Annotated in this window: 12 protein-coding genes and 3 tRNA genes; 10 read left to right on the forward strand and 5 right to left on the reverse strand. The window is 48.3% G+C overall.

Annotation, left to right across the window (positions count from 1 at the left end):
• The first annotated feature begins 27 nt into the window (after positions 1–27).
• The 10 genes from NQX30_01710 (at position 28) to NQX30_01755 (ending at position 6801) form a co-directional block, all read left to right on the forward strand.
• Entirely contained in the window at positions 28–666 is a 639-nt protein-coding gene (locus NQX30_01710; GenBank protein ID MDM5147100.1) for a hypothetical protein, read from the forward strand.
• Between the two features lie 6 nt (positions 667–672).
• Positions 673–1983, forward strand: a complete 1311-nt coding sequence (locus NQX30_01715) for an FMN-binding glutamate synthase family protein (GenBank protein ID MDM5147101.1) — start codon at positions 673–675, stop codon at positions 1981–1983.
• Positions 1984–2068: 85 nt separating this feature from the next.
• A tRNA-Gly gene (locus NQX30_01720) sits at positions 2069–2144 on the forward strand.
• A 46-nt stretch (positions 2145–2190) separates the two neighbouring features.
• A tRNA-Cys gene (locus NQX30_01725) sits at positions 2191–2264 on the forward strand.
• Between the two features lie 8 nt (positions 2265–2272).
• Positions 2273–2360 (forward strand) — tRNA-Leu (locus tag NQX30_01730).
• 3 nt (positions 2361–2363) lie between these two features.
• Complete coding sequence (gene argJ / locus NQX30_01735; protein MDM5147102.1) at positions 2364–3566, forward strand: bifunctional glutamate N-acetyltransferase/amino-acid acetyltransferase ArgJ; 1203 nt, start codon at positions 2364–2366, stop codon at positions 3564–3566.
• A 1-nt stretch (position 3567) separates the two neighbouring features.
• Positions 3568–4419, forward strand: a complete 852-nt coding sequence (locus tag NQX30_01740; GenBank protein MDM5147103.1) for an ATP-binding protein — start codon at positions 3568–3570, stop codon at positions 4417–4419.
• Complete coding sequence (locus NQX30_01745; protein ID MDM5147104.1) at positions 4412–5347, forward strand: Nudix family hydrolase; 936 nt, start codon at positions 4412–4414, stop codon at positions 5345–5347. The genes NQX30_01740 and NQX30_01745 overlap by 8 nt, the downstream gene beginning before the upstream one ends.
• Positions 5348–5495: 148 nt before the next feature.
• On the forward strand, positions 5496–5951 hold the full coding sequence (locus NQX30_01750) for a hypothetical protein (GenBank protein ID MDM5147105.1): 456 nt from the start codon (positions 5496–5498) through the stop codon (positions 5949–5951).
• Positions 5952–5955: 4 nt separating this feature from the next.
• Positions 5956–6801, forward strand: coding sequence for an SPFH/Band 7/PHB domain protein (locus NQX30_01755; protein MDM5147106.1), 846 nt, complete (start codon positions 5956–5958; stop codon positions 6799–6801).
• A gap of 170 nt (positions 6802–6971) precedes the next feature.
• Here NQX30_01755 and rmuC read toward each other — a convergent pair whose 3' ends face one another.
• The 5 genes from rmuC to cysG form a co-directional block, all read right to left on the reverse strand.
• Complete coding sequence (gene rmuC, locus NQX30_01760; protein ID MDM5147107.1) at positions 6972–8411, reverse strand: DNA recombination protein RmuC; 1440 nt, start codon at positions 8409–8411, stop codon at positions 6972–6974.
• Between the two features lie 125 nt (positions 8412–8536).
• Complete coding sequence (locus NQX30_01765) at positions 8537–10744, reverse strand: exodeoxyribonuclease V subunit gamma (protein MDM5147108.1); 2208 nt, start codon at positions 10742–10744, stop codon at positions 8537–8539.
• A gap of 169 nt (positions 10745–10913) precedes the next feature.
• Positions 10914–12641: an NADPH-dependent assimilatory sulfite reductase hemoprotein subunit gene (locus NQX30_01770; protein MDM5147109.1), complete on the reverse strand. Its 1728-nt coding sequence runs from the start codon at positions 12639–12641 to the stop codon at positions 10914–10916.
• Positions 12631–14412 (reverse strand): flavodoxin domain-containing protein, encoded by a 1782-nt coding sequence (locus tag NQX30_01775; GenBank protein MDM5147110.1) that lies wholly within the window; start codon positions 14410–14412, stop codon positions 12631–12633. Before NQX30_01775 ends, NQX30_01770 begins: the two co-directional genes overlap by 11 nt.
• Positions 14381–15823, reverse strand: coding sequence for a siroheme synthase CysG (gene cysG, locus NQX30_01780; GenBank protein ID MDM5147111.1), 1443 nt, complete (start codon positions 15821–15823; stop codon positions 14381–14383). Before cysG ends, NQX30_01775 begins: the two co-directional genes overlap by 32 nt.
• Between the last annotated feature and the right edge of the window lie 74 nt (positions 15824–15897).

The raw sequence follows: 15897 nt of genomic DNA on the forward strand, positions 1-15897 counted from the left end.
GAGCTGGAACTGGATGATTTATCCGCCATTAATCGTCGGTTACAAGCCCCAGAAAAGGTGACTGATTTTCGTATTTTGCGTCCGCAAGGCGCTCATACGCTGGCGTGTGGTTTGAATGCGCCGTTGACTGTGCGCATTGCGGGGCACGTTGGTTATTATTGCGCTGGTATGAACAAACAAGCAACCGTCATCATTGAGGGTAATGCAGGCGCCGGTGTTGCCGAAAATATGATGTCGGGAACCGTGCGGGTGACGGGCGATGCAAGCCAATCGGCAGGTGCGACCGCGCACGGCGGTTTGTTGGTGGTAGAAGGTAATGCGGCGGCACGATGTGGTATTTCGCTGAAAGGGGCGGATATTGTGGTGTTTGGCGATGTCGGGCACATGAGTATGTTTATGGCGCAGCGCGGACGACTGGTGGTGTTTGGCGATGCTGGTGAAGCACTGGGTGATTCTATTTACGAAGCGCGCATTTACGTGCGTGGCAAGGCTGATAAGTTGGGGGCGGATTGTGTGCAAAAAGACATGCGAGATGAACACCGAGATGAATTGCGTGAGTTGCTTGCCGCCGCAGGAGCACCAGAAGTTAATCTTGATGATTTTAAACGCTATGGTTCGGTGCGCCAACTATATCATTTCAATATTGATAACGCAGGCGCATACTAAAATAATATGTCAGATAATTGGTCACTTAAAGAATCGCACACATTTAATCGTCGAATTATTGACGACATTCGGCGGGCGGCAAAAACAGGGTTGTATCGCATTCGCGGTGGCGGGGCAAAACGGGCAGTTCCATCTTTTGATGATTTAGTGTTTTTGGGTGCATCTATGTCGCGCTATCCGTTGGAAGGATATCGTGAGCATTGCGGTACTGAAGTCACGTTGGGAGCGCGCTACGCCAAAAAGCCGGTGCGCTTAAAAATCCCAATTACTATCGCCGGCATGAGTTTTGGCTCTCTATCAGCCAACGCCAAAGAAGCATTGGGGCGTGGTGCTAGCGCGATGGGTACTTCTACCACCACCGGCGATGGTGGTATGACTACGGAAGAGCGAGAGCATTCACAAATATTGGTGTATCAATATTTACCGTCGCGCTACGGCATGAATCCAGATGACTTGCGCCGTGCCGATGCTATTGAGGTAGTTGTGGGTCAAGGTGCCAAGCCCGGTGGGGGTGGCATGTTGCTGGGGCAAAAAATTAGCGCGCGCGTGGCACAAATGCGTGACTTGCCGGAAGGTATTGACCAACGTTCGGCTTGCCGTCATCCTGATTGGACCGGACCGGACGATTTGGCTATTAAAATTAGAGAATTGCGTGAGATTACTGCGTGGGAAAAACCGATTTATGTTAAGTGTGGCGCGTCCCGCCCCTATTACGACACGCTACTGGCGGTCAAAGCGGGCGCTGACGTGGTAGTGATGGACGGTATGCAAGGTGGCACAGCGGCAACACAGGAAGTGTTTATAGAGCACGTGGGGATTCCCACTTTGGCGGCAGTACGGCAGGCAGTAGCGGCGCTCAAAGAAGCGAACATGCATCGCACGGTACAATTGGTTGTCGCTGGCGGCATTCGTTCCGGTTCCGATGTGGCTAAAGCACTGGCAATGGGAGCAGATGCAGTTTCTGTCGGTACAGCGGCACTTATTGCTATTGGTGACAATGCGCCACAGTATGATGAAGAATATCAGGCTTTGGGGTCGGCGGCTGGGTTTTGGGAAGATTATCAAGACGGCACAGATCCTGCCGGTATTACTACGCAGGATGCTGAGTTGATGAAGCGAGTTAATCCCGAAGCGGCAGGGCGACGACTGGCTAACTATTTACGCGTGTTGACAATGGAAGCACAAACGTTAGCACGCGCCAACGGTAAATCACATGTACACAATTTAGAGCCCGAAGATTTAGCAGCAGTTACTGTTGAGGCGGCGGCGATGGCCGGTGTGCCGCTGGCGGGGACTAATTGGGTACCGGGCAGTTAGTCAGCTAGTCAAGACGGTCAGACACTGGCGCTTGTGCAAGTAGGTAGATATTACTTATAATTTCGTTTTTGATTATTTGCGCGCGGCGGGAGTAGCTCAGCTGGTAGAGCGCAACCTTGCCAAGGTTGAGGTCGCGAGTTCGAATCTCGTCTCCCGCTCCATGTTTGTCCGCGAAAGATTTTATGTTTATGCGCTCACAGTTGCTAAGGCGGGATGGCAGAGTGGTTATGCAGCGGCCTGCAAAGCCGTGTACGCCGGTTCGATTCCGACTCCCGCCTCCAATGTACTTGCCCGGATGGTGAAATAGGTAGACACGATGGACTTAAAATCCATTGCCCTCATACGGCGTGCCGGTTCGAGTCCGGCTCCGGGCACCAAATATGGCGGTTAATCTTTCACCGCCGTCAGTTCTTGAACCAATCGCTGGAGTGCGTTTGGCATCAACGCGGGCGATTAAGTCCAAAAATCGTGATGATTTGACCGTGTTGGCTATAGACGCTGGTGCGACCGTTTCCGGAGTATTCACGCAAAATCGCTATCCAGCACCGCCGGTGCAAGTTTGCCGTACGCATTTGGGTGTGGACAAGACGAATGGCGACATTCGCGGTCTGGCAATTAATGCCGGTATCGCCAATGCTGGCACTTTGGGACGAGGGTTGCATGATGCCCAAGAATCTTGCCGCTTGCTTGCTAATTTGTTGGGCTGTGAGGCGCGGCAAATTTTGCCATTTTCTACTGGTGTGATTATGGAACCGCTGCCGATGGAAAATTATGCGCGCGGCTTACAGCGTTGTGCTGGCAAATTAATTCATGACAACTGGCTGGCGGCTGCAAGTGCCATTATGACTACCGACACGGTGACCAAAGGAATAAGCCGCCAAGTGCAAATTAACGGTAACACGATTACCGTAACCGGTATTGCAAAAGGCTCAGGCATGATTCATCCCAACATGGCGACTATGCTGGCATTTGTTGCCACCGATGCCGCTATTCCGGCACCGTTATTGGCGCAGTGGCAGCGTGACATTGTTGACGACACTTTTAACGCCATCAGTGTAGATGGTGACACGTCTACCAATGATTCATTTATGCTCATTGCCACTGGTAAAGCTGGAGACGGCAATCACACCGTCGTGCGTGATGCCATTGCCGGCGTTTGCGCTCATTTGGCCGAATGTATTGTCCGTGACGGCGAAGGTGCAAGCAAACTCGTCACCATTCGCGTGTATGGTGGGAGTGACAAAGAAACGTGTTTGCGTGTTGCTCGCGCGGTTGCCTGCTCGCCGTTGGTCAAAACCGCACTGGCGGCCGGTGATGCTAATGTCGGACGGTTTCTTATGGCTATTGGTAACGCCGGCGGTAATTTTGTGCCAGATTGTGTCACTATGCATGTCGACAGCACACCGGTACTTTTCAATGGCGGTCTACATTCCGAATATTGTGAAGAAAAAACGGCAGCAGTGTTAGCGATGGATGAAATAATGATTGTGATTGGTTTGGGGAAAGGTGCTTATGAGGCGACGCTCAAAACTTGCGATTTAACCGCCCGCTATATTGAAATTAACGCCGCCTACCGCAGTTGAAATGAAAGAAGCGCGCATTGCAGTAGTGTTAGAGCGTATCGCCATCGCATTGGAACGGCAAGGAATTGCGCCGAGGGCGGAGGATTTTGATAATGCTTGCTGCTGGCGATGGGAAGCGGCGCCGTTGGGTGGAAGATTAACTGCAATTGAACGACCACAATTTGAGTCGCTTGATAAATTGCGTGGGCTGGACAAGCAAATTGCGCTTGTTGACGCCAATACTCGTTGTTTTTTGCGTGGTGCTCCATCCTGTCACGTATTGCTGACTGGGCCGCGCGGTACTGGCAAGTCATCGGTGGTGCGAGGAGTGTTTTCTCGTCACGCTGATAGTGGGTTGCGTTTAATTGAATGCGATGCAGCAGGGCTGGCGCAGTTGCCAGCAATTTTGCCGGCACTTGCGATGCGGCGGGAAAAATTCATACTGTACTGCGACGATTTGTCATTCGGTCGGTCTAACACCAGCACTTTGTTTCAGCGTCTCAAAAGCGCTCTTGAAGGCGGATTTAGCGGCACTGACAATTTGCGAGTGTATTCTACGTCTAACCGTCGCCATCTCATTTCAGAAAACTATGACGAAAATCTAGAAGGTTATTCCGGAGGTGACGAAATTCATCCCGGTGAAACGAATGAAGAAAAAATTTCACTTTCTGATCGGTTTGGTTTGTGGATACCGTTTTGCGCGCCGACAGTGCAAGAATATGAACAGTTAGTGCGCCACTGGCTCGGCGAGTATGGCGTCGCTGTGACCGCGGCGCGGTTGGGCGAGGCGCGGTTGTGGGCGGACCGTCGCGGTTCCGTGAGCGGGCGTGTGGCGCGCCACTTTGCTATTGCCTGTGCTGCTAAAAGTGACTGATACGCACGCCGCTGTCGGCATCATTTGGCGCGGTGATAACGAAGTGTTGATGCAGCGGCGACGCCCACAGCAAACTTTTTCTGGTTACTGGGAATTTCCCGGAGGAAAAATTCAGTTCGGCGAAACACCTGCGCAAGCATTGTGTCGGGAGTTGCAGGAAGAATTGGGTATTACTGTCACTACATTACAGCCGTGGCTGCGTCGTCGTCATCAATATCCACATGGTAATGTTATGTTGCATTTTTTTCATGTGCGCGCTTATGCTGGCGTTCCGTATGCAGCCGAAGGTCAGCAATGGCAATGGACGCTGCTTGCCCAATCGCCGTCACCATTGTTGCCGGCTAATCTGTCCTTGTGGAAATGGTTGTCTTTGCCATCGGTGTGCGCTGTGACGGCGGCGGAAATTTTTGGTGTGGAGGAAATGATAAAACGCATGCAAGCGGCATTGGCGAATAGGCTGAAGTTGGTGCAATTACGTGATAAAAATATTTCTGCCGAGGGGCGGCGACACTTGGCAACGACAGCGGCGACGTTGTGCCGAGCACATCAAGCGCTGTTGTTAATTAATGACGATGAGCAATTGGCGCGCGATGTGCAAGCAGATGGTGTGCATTTGAGCTCTGGTAAGCTGGCAGTGTGTGATAGACGCCCTGATTTTTTGTGGGCGGCGGCATCGTGCCACCATGAGGCCGACATTGCTAAGGCGGTGACATTAGGATTGGATTTTGTTGTGTTATCACCGGTAAACAAAACACTGACTCACGTGAAAGCCACACCTTTAGGTTGGGAGCGATTTGCTGAATTTGCGACTACTGCTGGATTGCCGGTATATGCTTTAGGTGGCATGACGGTGGCAGATATTGCCGTTGCTCAGCAACACAGCGGTCAAGGTATTGGTATGATGCGGCAAGCGTGGAATGTACAATAAAAAATCTTATGATGTGGTTAGTTTTTTGATAAAAATAATTGAGCGAAATTTTATTAATTGATAGAACAGTTGCGTGTTTATTTGGAGGATAAAGTGTATCTGAAATCGTGTAATAATAGGTAAATAAAAGGTAACTCTCTGGATTGTAATGGAAAATATTAATTTATTGTGGTGGCATTGGGCGATTGTCGGTAGCTTGTTGCTGACGCTTGATGTATTACTTATCAATGTTTACTACATTATTTGGTTTGGTATTGGCGCGTTGACAGTGGCAATATTGCTGGTGTTTTTTCCTGAATTGTCGATGGCGGCACAAATTGCTTCGTTTGGCATATTTGCATTAATATTTTTGGGGCTGTGGATTTTCTTTTTGCGTCCGCAGCGCAGCCGACGGTTGATAGAGGAAGCCAAGCGTGAACTGCCTGGTTGTGTTGGAATTGTAGTGCGATTTAACGATGGACAAGGTTTGATGCGCCTACAACGTCCTATTGGTGGACGTGATTTGTGGAATTTTGTGTCACAGCAGCCGCTACACCCGGGCGAAAAAGTGGTGGCTGACAATGTCGGTGATGATGCTGTGGTTGTCGCTAAAGAAAAGGAATAAAAATATGCTTATTGTCAATATTGGGTTTTTTATTTTGCTGTTGGTGCTTGTCGCCAACGGTGTGCGTACAGTGTCGCAGGGAGAGGAATGGATAGTGGAGCGTTTTGGCCGTTATCAGCGTACCTTGTCTCCAGGGCTTTCTTTCATTGTGCCAATATTTGATCGTGTGGCCTACCGCGTTATAACCAAAGACATTGTTTTGGATATTGACAAACAAGAAGTTATCACTTCCGACAATGCTGTTATTATGACCAACGCTGTGTCGTTTATTAAAATCACCGATCCGGTGTCATGTATGTACGGTGTAGTGGATTTTCGCATTGCGGTCCGCAATTTAGTGCAAACAGCGTTACGTTCCATTATTGGCGAAATGACGCTGGACGAGGCGTTGTCTTCGCGTGAGCATATCAAAGCTAGGTTACAGGGAATGATTGCCGAAGACATGACTGGTTGGGGTATTACATTAAAAACGGTGGAAATTCAAGACATTCAGCCATCGCAATCCATGCAGCAAGCTATGGAACAGCAAGCAGCAGCGGAGCGTGATCGCAAAGCGATGGTAACTCGCGCTGAGGGTGCTAAGCAATCGGCTATTTTGGAAGCTGAGGGGCGCTTTGAATCGGCTAAGCGTGATGCCGATGCCGAAGTGGCATTGGCCGAAGCATCAAAAAAAGCAATTATGTTGGTGCGCGAAACGACCAATGACGAGTCCTTATCGCTAACATTTTTGCTAGGGCAACGTTATGTGGAAGCAATTCGTTCTATGGGTGCTTCCGAAAATGGCAAATTTGTCGTGCTACCGGCTGATTTGCAACAAGCGGTGCGGGGATTGATGAATCTCAAGATGTGATTTTTTTAGAACCGCCGGAAGGAAATTGTCTGGTGATTGTTGTTAACTTTTTGTGCCATTAATCATCATTTAACGGTACATTAAACGGTGGCAATTGTTTACCGGTGCCTGCTTTTGCGAGTGGCTAAAATAATACCCAGCCGACTATCAGGTTATCAGTTACATCTAAATTAATTTAATTTTTCTGTGCCTTCATCATCTTCAGCAAAACTTGAGGGTAATTGTTTTTTCGTGCGCACTCCCATGTCGCGTAGTTGTTCGGCTTGTCGTATGACGTTTCCTTGTCCTTTGCTTAGCTTGCCAAGTGCTGCGTCATAGGCGTTGCGGGCACCGGTAAGCGTTTTGTCAAGTTTTTCCATGTCTTCCACAAAACCACACAGTTTGTCATACAAGGCGCCGCCGCGCCGCGCGATATCTTCAGCATTTTTATTTTGTCGCTCCAATTGCCAAATACGTTCTACTGTGCGCAAGGTTGCTAACAGAGTGGTTGGCGCGCAGAAAATAATTTTTTTGTTGTAGGCATCGGAAAACAATTGCGGATCGGCGTTGAGCGCGGCAAAAAACGCCGCTTCTTGCGGCATAAACATAAATACAAAGTCCGGTGTGCGAATGTCTTTAATGTGCTGATAATGCCGTTTTGATAAATCTTCCACATGTCTGCGTATTGCTTGTACGTGGCGATCAATAGCGATATTGCGGTCGTTGTCATTATCGGTAGCAACGGCGTTCATATAGTCCACCAGTGACACTTTGGAATCTACAATTAAGTGTCGATTTTCTGGAAGATCGATAATGACATCGGGGCGCTGCAAATTGCCGTCTTCATCGCGAAAAGATTCTTGGGTGCGATAGCTTTCGCCTTCACGCAAACCGGATTCTTCCAACAACCGTGCCAGCGTCAGCTCGCCCCAGTCTCCTTGTATTTTTTTGTCGCCTTTGAGTGCGCGCGTTAGGTTGGTGGCGTCTTCACCGATTTTAACGGCGTTGTCATGTAAGTTTTTAATTTCGTTTTTTAGTGCCGCCCGTTCGCGAGTTTCTTCCCCATAAATTTCATCCACGCGGCGGCGAAATTGTTCCAATTTTTCCCGTAATGGCGCCAATGCTTTTTCGCTGTGTTTATCAAAAACGCGACTTTTCTCATCCAACACTCCCTGTGCTAGGGTTTTAAATTGTATTTGCATTCGCTCTGTTGTTTCGCTGAGAAAATCAATTTTTTCTTTTTCCTGCGTTCGAGCGTTGTCCAATTCCGTTTTGAGCTGAGATATTTTCGCTGTATCCTGATGCACTCGCTCTCGCAATTCTGTCAATTCGTTTGTTTGTAGTGCTACCTGCTGTTGTGCGGCGTCTGCTTTGGCTTCAGCACTGCTTGCTGTCGTCTGCGCTTGCGCTTGCGCTTCACGACCTTGATCATATTTTTCGTACCATTCCGCTGCTGCTGCTTCACTTTGTTCGCGATGCTGAATTTCGTTTTGTAGTCGCGTTTGTGATGTGGCTAAATCAGTTTGCAACTGGCCGTTTTTTTTGCTTAGCTGCCCATTGCGCCGCCATAGCCAGCCAACTCCTATCAGCGTCGCTGCCAGCAGTAATGACAAAATGGTAGTAGCATTCATGAGGCGTAAATAGTGGGGAGCATTATGAAGACACCGCTGTTGATTTCATTAGTTTATTTTTTTCAGAGGACGTAAGAAACAGGAAGCAAATATAACTCATTCGCCAACAAAAAAACAAAAAGCTATTAGCCGCTAATTTTTTTTAGTGGTGCTAGCGCGGCTTTGAATGTCTTGATTCCCAATTTTTTGAATGTTACTTGCACTTGTAAATCATCGCCGTTACCTTGACGTCGAATCACTACGCCCTTGCCATAGCGCGGGTGAAGTACGGTGTCGCCGGCGCGATAGCGCATGTCTGGTATGTTGTCTTCGTCTGTCGGCATTGGTGGACGTGGCAGTCGTGTGCGTTGGAAAGACGGTTGTGGCACAGAAGTAATTGAAGGAACCGGCGTAGCCAGTGTGTCTACCGCATCCGTGGACAGACAGTCTGCGGGTAATTCATTCAAAAAACGTGATGGCGGCAGATATTTGGTTTCACCGTACACTTGTCGACTGCCGGCATAGTGTAAAGATAATTCACGGCGCGCACGGGTGAGGGCCACATACATAAGGCGGCGTTCTTCTTCAATTGCTGCCGTATTGATTGAATTTAAACTTTGTGAGGTGGGAAACAAGCCCTCTTCCAAACCGGCGACAAAAACGTGCATGAATTCTAATCCCTTAGCCGCGTGTATGGTCATTAAATTGACGGCGTTGCTTGGTGCTCCTTGAGCCTCGCCGGATTCCAGCACGGCATTGGCGATGAATTGTAACAATGGTGAATTGTCTTCGTTGTCCGTCTCGCTTGTTTGAAACAACACGGCGCCGTTGACGAATTCGCGTAAATTTTCTGCTCTTTCGGTATCTTCGGTTTTGGCTGAATAATGCTCTAGCAGGCCGCTTTGTTCTATCGCCGCCCGCGCTAATGTTGGCAAATCAGCACCGCTCGCATACAAGGCGCGGATTTTCCGTAATAGAGCGGCAAATTGTCCAATTTTAGGAATCTGCACTGCTTCCAGAGCGGCAAACAGGTTACTGCCCATTTGGGTTGCAGTTTCTTGCAATTTTTCTATCGCTCGGGTGCCGATGCCGCGTGGCGGCATATTAATCACACGTATTAAAGCATCACGGTCATCTCCTGCTATCAAGCGCAGGTAGGCAAGCGCGTGTTTGACTTCGAGTCGCTCATAAAAACGGGTGCCGCCGTAAATGCGGTAAGGAATAGCGTATTCAATCATTGCTTGTTCCAGCAGGCGGCTTTGAGCATTGGTGCGATACAGCACGGCGACTTCGTCTGCTACCATGTTCGTCTCCAGTAGTTGCTTAGTAGCGATGACAATGTTTGCTGCTTCTTCAATGTCTTTTGTCGCACGAATAATATTGATTGGCGCACCACCGCCTTGATCGGTTTTGAGATTCTTGCCAATGCGGTTATGGTTAGTAGCAATAAGACGATTGGCAGCATGCAAAATATTGCCAGTAGAGCGGTAATTTTGCTCTAAACGGACAATAGTGTTGGAGCGTAATTCTTCTTGAAACCGTAGCATGTTACCCGGGTCGGCACCGCGAAAAGCGTAAATAGATTGATCATCGTCGCCCACGGCGAAAAAGTGATTGTCGCCAGAATCCAACAATTTTAGCCACTCATATTGCAAAGCATTGGTGTCTTGAAATTCATCTACCAAGATATGGAGAAAACGGCGGGCATAGTGAGTGCGCAAATCGGCGTCTTTGCGCAACAATTCCACCACCGCCAACAGTAATTCGGCAAAATCTGCTTTGTGCTCTCGTCGGCAGGATTCTTCATACCAGCTGTACAACTCACGCATAGCGGCAGCGCGCTTGTGTGGTACTGGCGCGGCGGCAGCGCGCACTCCGTTTTCTTTGGCAGCGTTAATGTAGCTACGGCACTCGGTGGGCGGAAATTCTTTTTCATCAACTTGTTTTTCACGCAACAGTCGGCGAATAAAGGTCAACTGGTCGCTGCTGTCCATAATTTGAAAATTTTTGTCTACTCCGGCAGCAACGGCATGGCGTCGTAATAGCCGATGGCAGATGCCGTGAAAAGTTCCCAGTGTCAAGCCAGAAAAGCCAAACGCTACCATTACTTCCAGTCGCTCCCGCATTTCTTTTGCTGCTTTGTTTGTGAAAGTTACCGCCATGATATCGCGAGACTGGCAGTGTCCTTCTGATAAAAGCCAAGCAATGCGGCTGGTCAGTACTCGCGTTTTGCCAGTTCCTGCACCTGCGAGTACCAACAAGCCTTCGCCATTATGGCAAACGGCTTCACGTTGGTGAGGGTTTAGCAAGTTAAGAAAGGAATCCATAAGATATGGCGCAGCGGAGTTTATCATTGCCGACCTGTGCCGTATAAAATTACTCATAACAGTCACCTCTGGCAGGCGACATGTTTCTGCGTACGGAGAACACGGCAACAAAACTTCCGAACTGTCCAAAAAATGAAGTTGTTTTATTTGAACGGTTGTACAGAAAGTCAGGTTAATTATTTGGGGGTATTAAATTTTAAGGATGAAAATCAGCCCCGCATTGCGGGGCTTTAACATGACCCGTACGGACTAAAAAATCGCCAAATCGTTCATCATCTTGCCGTTGGTTGGCGTACTTTTCAAGCAGTGGGCGCAAGAAAGCAACAATCCCTTCTTCATTAAGGTTTTTACCGACTAACGATGATAAACGATCACCGCCATAAGAGGCTCCTAAGTACAAGTTGTAGCGTCCAGGTGATTTGCCAACTAAACCGATTTCTCCTAAATAAGGGCGGGCACAACCATTAGGGCAGCCCGTCATGCGGATGATTATGTCGTTCTGTCTTAAATTAAGTGTGGTCACTTCGTTTTCTAAACGGGTTAGCAAGGTTGGCATATAGCGCTCAGCTTCAGCCATTGCTAGCGGACAAGTAGGCATGGAGACGCAAGCCATAGCATTGCGACGTAATCCTGACAATGTTGTGTTATCTTCTATAGATAATTTACGGCGGGAAAATACCGCTTCTACACGGATACGATCACTGTCGGCGATATTAATAAGCATGATGTTCTGATTGGGAGTTATTAGCAACGAACAACAATCAAGCGCCGCCGCTTCAGACAAGGCATTTTTAAGTGATGTTTCTGCCGCTAAGCGGCCATTCTCTACGAACAGCGTCAAATCCCATTTTCCATCTGGCCGTCGGTGCCAGCCCAAATAATCACCGCGGTGCATCCACTGTACTGGCACTGAGGGCTCTAGTGCAAATCCCAACCTTTTGTCCAGCTCGGCCTTTATAGTCGCTGCTCCCAATCGCGCGACTGTATATTTGAAGCGTGATAATTTACGGTCACTGCGATTACCATAGTCGCGCTGAATAGCGACGAGGTGCCAAGCTACATCAATTGCCTGTTTAGGCGTGCAAAAACCGATATCATCGCCTACGCGGGGGTAAGTACGGGTATCGCTGTGAGTCATGCCTAACCCCCCTCCAATGATGATATTAAAGCCGTGCAGTGAGTTATTTTTTACTACAGAGACAAAACCAATATCTTGTGAATAGACGTCTATATCGTTGGATGGCGGTATGGCAATTCCAATTTTGAACTTACGCGGCAAATAGTGCTTTCCGTAAAGCGGTTCTTCGGTAATGCCGCCAGTTAGGTTTTCTTCTCCTAACCAGATTTCGTAATAGGCGCGTGTAGCAGGTAAGAGTCGTCGGCTAATTGCTGTTGCTATATCGTAGGCTGCAGTGTGCGTCGGCGATAGTTCAGCATGTGGTGTACACATAACATTGCGATTAACGTCTCCGCAGGCAGCAATAGAATCTAGTAAACGATGCTCGCAAGTGGCTACAAGTGAGCGTAAATTTTCTTTGGGAATGCCGTGAAATTGTAGAGTCTGCCGAGTAGTCAGTCGAATACTACCGGTTTCTGTTAATTCGTTGGCGACGCTGTTAACAGCGAGCCACTGCGCTGGAGTAATGAGCCCCCCTGGTATGCGTAGGCGAAGCATAAACGAATAATCCGGTTCTAATTTGCGCGCTGCTCGCTCCATCCTCACATCACGATTATCTTGTTGGTAAATACCGTGAAATTTAATCAACGTTTGATCGCTCGTGCCAATGGCTCCGGTAAGATTGTCGGTAAGGCCGTCGGTAATATCGCCGCGTAGATAATCACTGCTATCTTTTATGATTTCTACGGGAGATGGGTTTTCTGCTAGCGCGTCAGGTTGTTTAGGGGAAGGGAGTTTAATAGACATCGCGTTGGTACCTTCCCGATTCGCGTAGGTGTGCTAAATAATCACTGCCTGATATACCGCCGTGTTCTTCAATAACGTCTGTCAGCACTTGGTGGACATCCTTCGCCATTGGTGAGTCGCTGCCACAAATATAAACGTAAGCGCCACTTTTCAACCATTTCCAAAATTCTTCGCCTTGCTCGCGTATTTTGTCTTGCACATACGTTTTATGGGAGTTGTCGCGCGAGAAAGCGGCGCTCAATTTGTTGAGTGCTCCATTTTTTATTTTTTCCTGCCATTCGGTTTGGTAATAAAAATCTTCGCGGCGGCGGCGTTCACCAAAAAATAGCCAATTTTTACCTTTAGCACAGCGTTCTTCACGTTCTTCCATAAAGGAACGAAAAGGCGCCACGCCGGTGCCAGCGCTAATCATAATAAGTGGTGTGTTGTCATTGGCTGGCAAGCGAAAATTATCGTTTTTTTGTATGAATACTTGAGCAGTATCTCCAGGTGTTAGGCGTATCAGGTGGTCAGAACATACCCCAGTGCGCGAGCTGTCATCAAAACCGCTATAACGCTCCTGTGCAATTAATATATGTGCTTCGTTTTCTCGGGCGAACAGAGAGGAAGCCAGCGAATACAGTCGTGGGGTTAAGCGTCTTAGGCAACCTAATACCTTTGTGCCGTCATCGGTGGAAGGTGGAAAATCAGTCAACACATCCAGTAGATATCGGCCTTTTAAATATCGCAGTGCCGCCGTGCGATCATTCACTAGTGTTGCTAAGGTATCTCCTCCGACAATAGTATGATAGTTTGCCAATACAGCTGGAGTCAAAAAAGTGATTTCTAGCCGTTGTTGTAGCCATTGGGCAGCGGTAGCCTTTTCATCTTCCAGTATAACGACAGCGTCCCAATTTAATTTCAATGTGGCAGCGGTCTGTTCGGCCAATGCTTGCGGATTTCGTGGCCACACTCCCAAGCAATCTCCAGGAGTGAAGCGAAGTTCCGATCCTTCTAGGGAAAATTCTAAATGACGTGTCTGGCGTGACGGTGATGTGAGCAGGATATTTTCCAATAAAGGTGAGGAAAATGGATGCTGCCTATCATAGGCAGATACGGGAGCAATGATGCATTGTGACTGCTCTAAAGTAAGTACATCAGCACTGCTGTTTGGTAGTGCGGTTGGTGTCGTTGTTTGGATAAGTGCTTCTGTAATTTCTTTTTTCCATAAGGTTGCCTCACGTTCGAAGTCCGCATCACATTCCACACGCTTGGTCAGTGGTGAAGCTCCTAGTGCAGAGAGGCGAGCGTCGATATCACGACCAGTTTGGCAGAAAAACTCATAACTGCTATCGCCTAGTGCTAGCACTGAGTAACGCAAATCAGGAAGCTCAGGAGCGCGCGCGCTATGCAAAAAGGTATAGAAAGCGGTTGCCGCGTCCGGTGGTTCTCCTTCACCGTGCGTGCTGATAACGACCAATAAAAATCGTTCTTTTTTGAGGCGTGCAGTTTTGTAATCTATTGAAGAAAAGGCTATTGCTTTTAAGCCACGGGCGTTGATAGTGGTCACCAGTTCGTCAGCTATTGTTTTGCCATTTCCGCTTTGGGAGCCGTAGAGCACGGTTACCACTGGCGTGTCGGCAGTCTGTGTTGTCGTGACGTCTGGTGTGATCAGCGTCGTGCTGGAGTGTTTATGGATGCCAGCCAAATAGCCGCTTAACCATGCTAGCTGGTCAGAATTAAGCTGGCCAGTGAGGTGTTCAACCGTTTGCAAATGTTTTGAAGATAGCATGATTATTTCTGTAAGCAAAAGAGGAGGGAAGATGGGAATTATTTTCTGATGCTTGATGTAAGGCGACTACGTCACCAATGATAATTAGCGTCGGTGATGTCAATAGTGCATGTGTACGCTGGTTAATATTGTCTAATTTCCCTGTGATAATTCTTTGTGCTGGTGTGGAACCGGCGCAAATGACCGCAACTGGCGTATTCGGTGAGCGGCCACTATGGATTAATTTTTTCGCTATCGATGCCAAGTTAGTGCCGCTCATATAAAACACTAAGGTGCAATTTTTATCTTCGGCCAGACGTTGCCAATGGGCGCTATCATCCATGCCGCGCTGATAGGCGGTGGCAAAACGAACTCCGTGTGCGCACTGCCGGTGTGTCAGCGGAATGCCGGCGGCGGCGGCGCAGCCGCTGGCCGCAGTAATTCCTGCTACTACTTCTACCTCAATGCCGGCAGCGTGCAACGCTAGTAGTTCTTCGCCTCCTCGGCCAAAAATAAACGGATCTCCGCCTTTAAGACGGGCTACACATTGCCCGTGTTGTGCATAGTGATTGAGCAGCGTATTAATTTCCTCTTGCGTTGAAGTGCAATAGTTACGTTGTTTGCCAACAAATATTTTTTTTGCGTCGCGTCGTGCTAAATCTAATATTGCTGGTGATACCAACCGATCATAGATAACCACATCAGCTTGCTGTAGCAAGCGGTGGGCACGAAAAGTCAGCAAATCCGGATCTCCTGGGCCGGCGCCGATAAGGTACACTGTGCCTTTGGAAACATGCCGGCGAGAGAAATGCTCTAACTCTTTCTGTAGTTGTTTTTCCCCGTCTGTCTCATTGCCAGTGAGTATTGCTTCCGCCGCTGTGCCGTCTAGAAATTTTTCCCAAAATAATCGCCGGCGTGTGGCGGGTAAAGCTACTTTAACGGTATCGCGAAAACGGCGACAAAATATTGCTAATCGTCCAATATTTGCGGGTAGCATTTCTTCTATACGCGCACGTATCCGTCGTGCTAGAACAGGAGAGGCTCCCGATGAGGACACGGCCACCGTTAACGGCGAGCGGTCAATAATAGCGGGGAAAATGAAATCGCATAATGCAGGGTTATCTACTACGTTAACTGGTATACGTTGTGCCCTTGCATCAGAAAATACCTGTTGGTTGAGTGCTTCATCATCGGTAGCTGATATCACAATAGAGCAATCTTTCATGTCTGTCGCTACATATTGACGTTGACATGTGCTCCCGCCTGCTGCGTGTACGGCTTCAGTTAACTTCGGAATGATTGTCGGTGCCACAACAAAAGGTTGCGCACCTGCCTGAATGAGTAACTCAGATTTTCTTGCGGCAACCTCGCCTCCTCCGACAATGAGCGTACGGCGACCATTCATGTCAAAGAAAAACGGAAAATATTTCATAATTTAATAGATTATAAATGAATATAAATGAATGTTTATATATTAAATTTTTATTTGCCTAAGGTGACTACTTT

The organism is Candidatus Persebacteraceae bacterium Df01 (assembly GCA_030386295.1).
In the GTDB taxonomy this organism is placed as follows: Bacteria; Pseudomonadota; Gammaproteobacteria; order Tethybacterales; family Persebacteraceae; genus Doriopsillibacter; species Doriopsillibacter californiensis.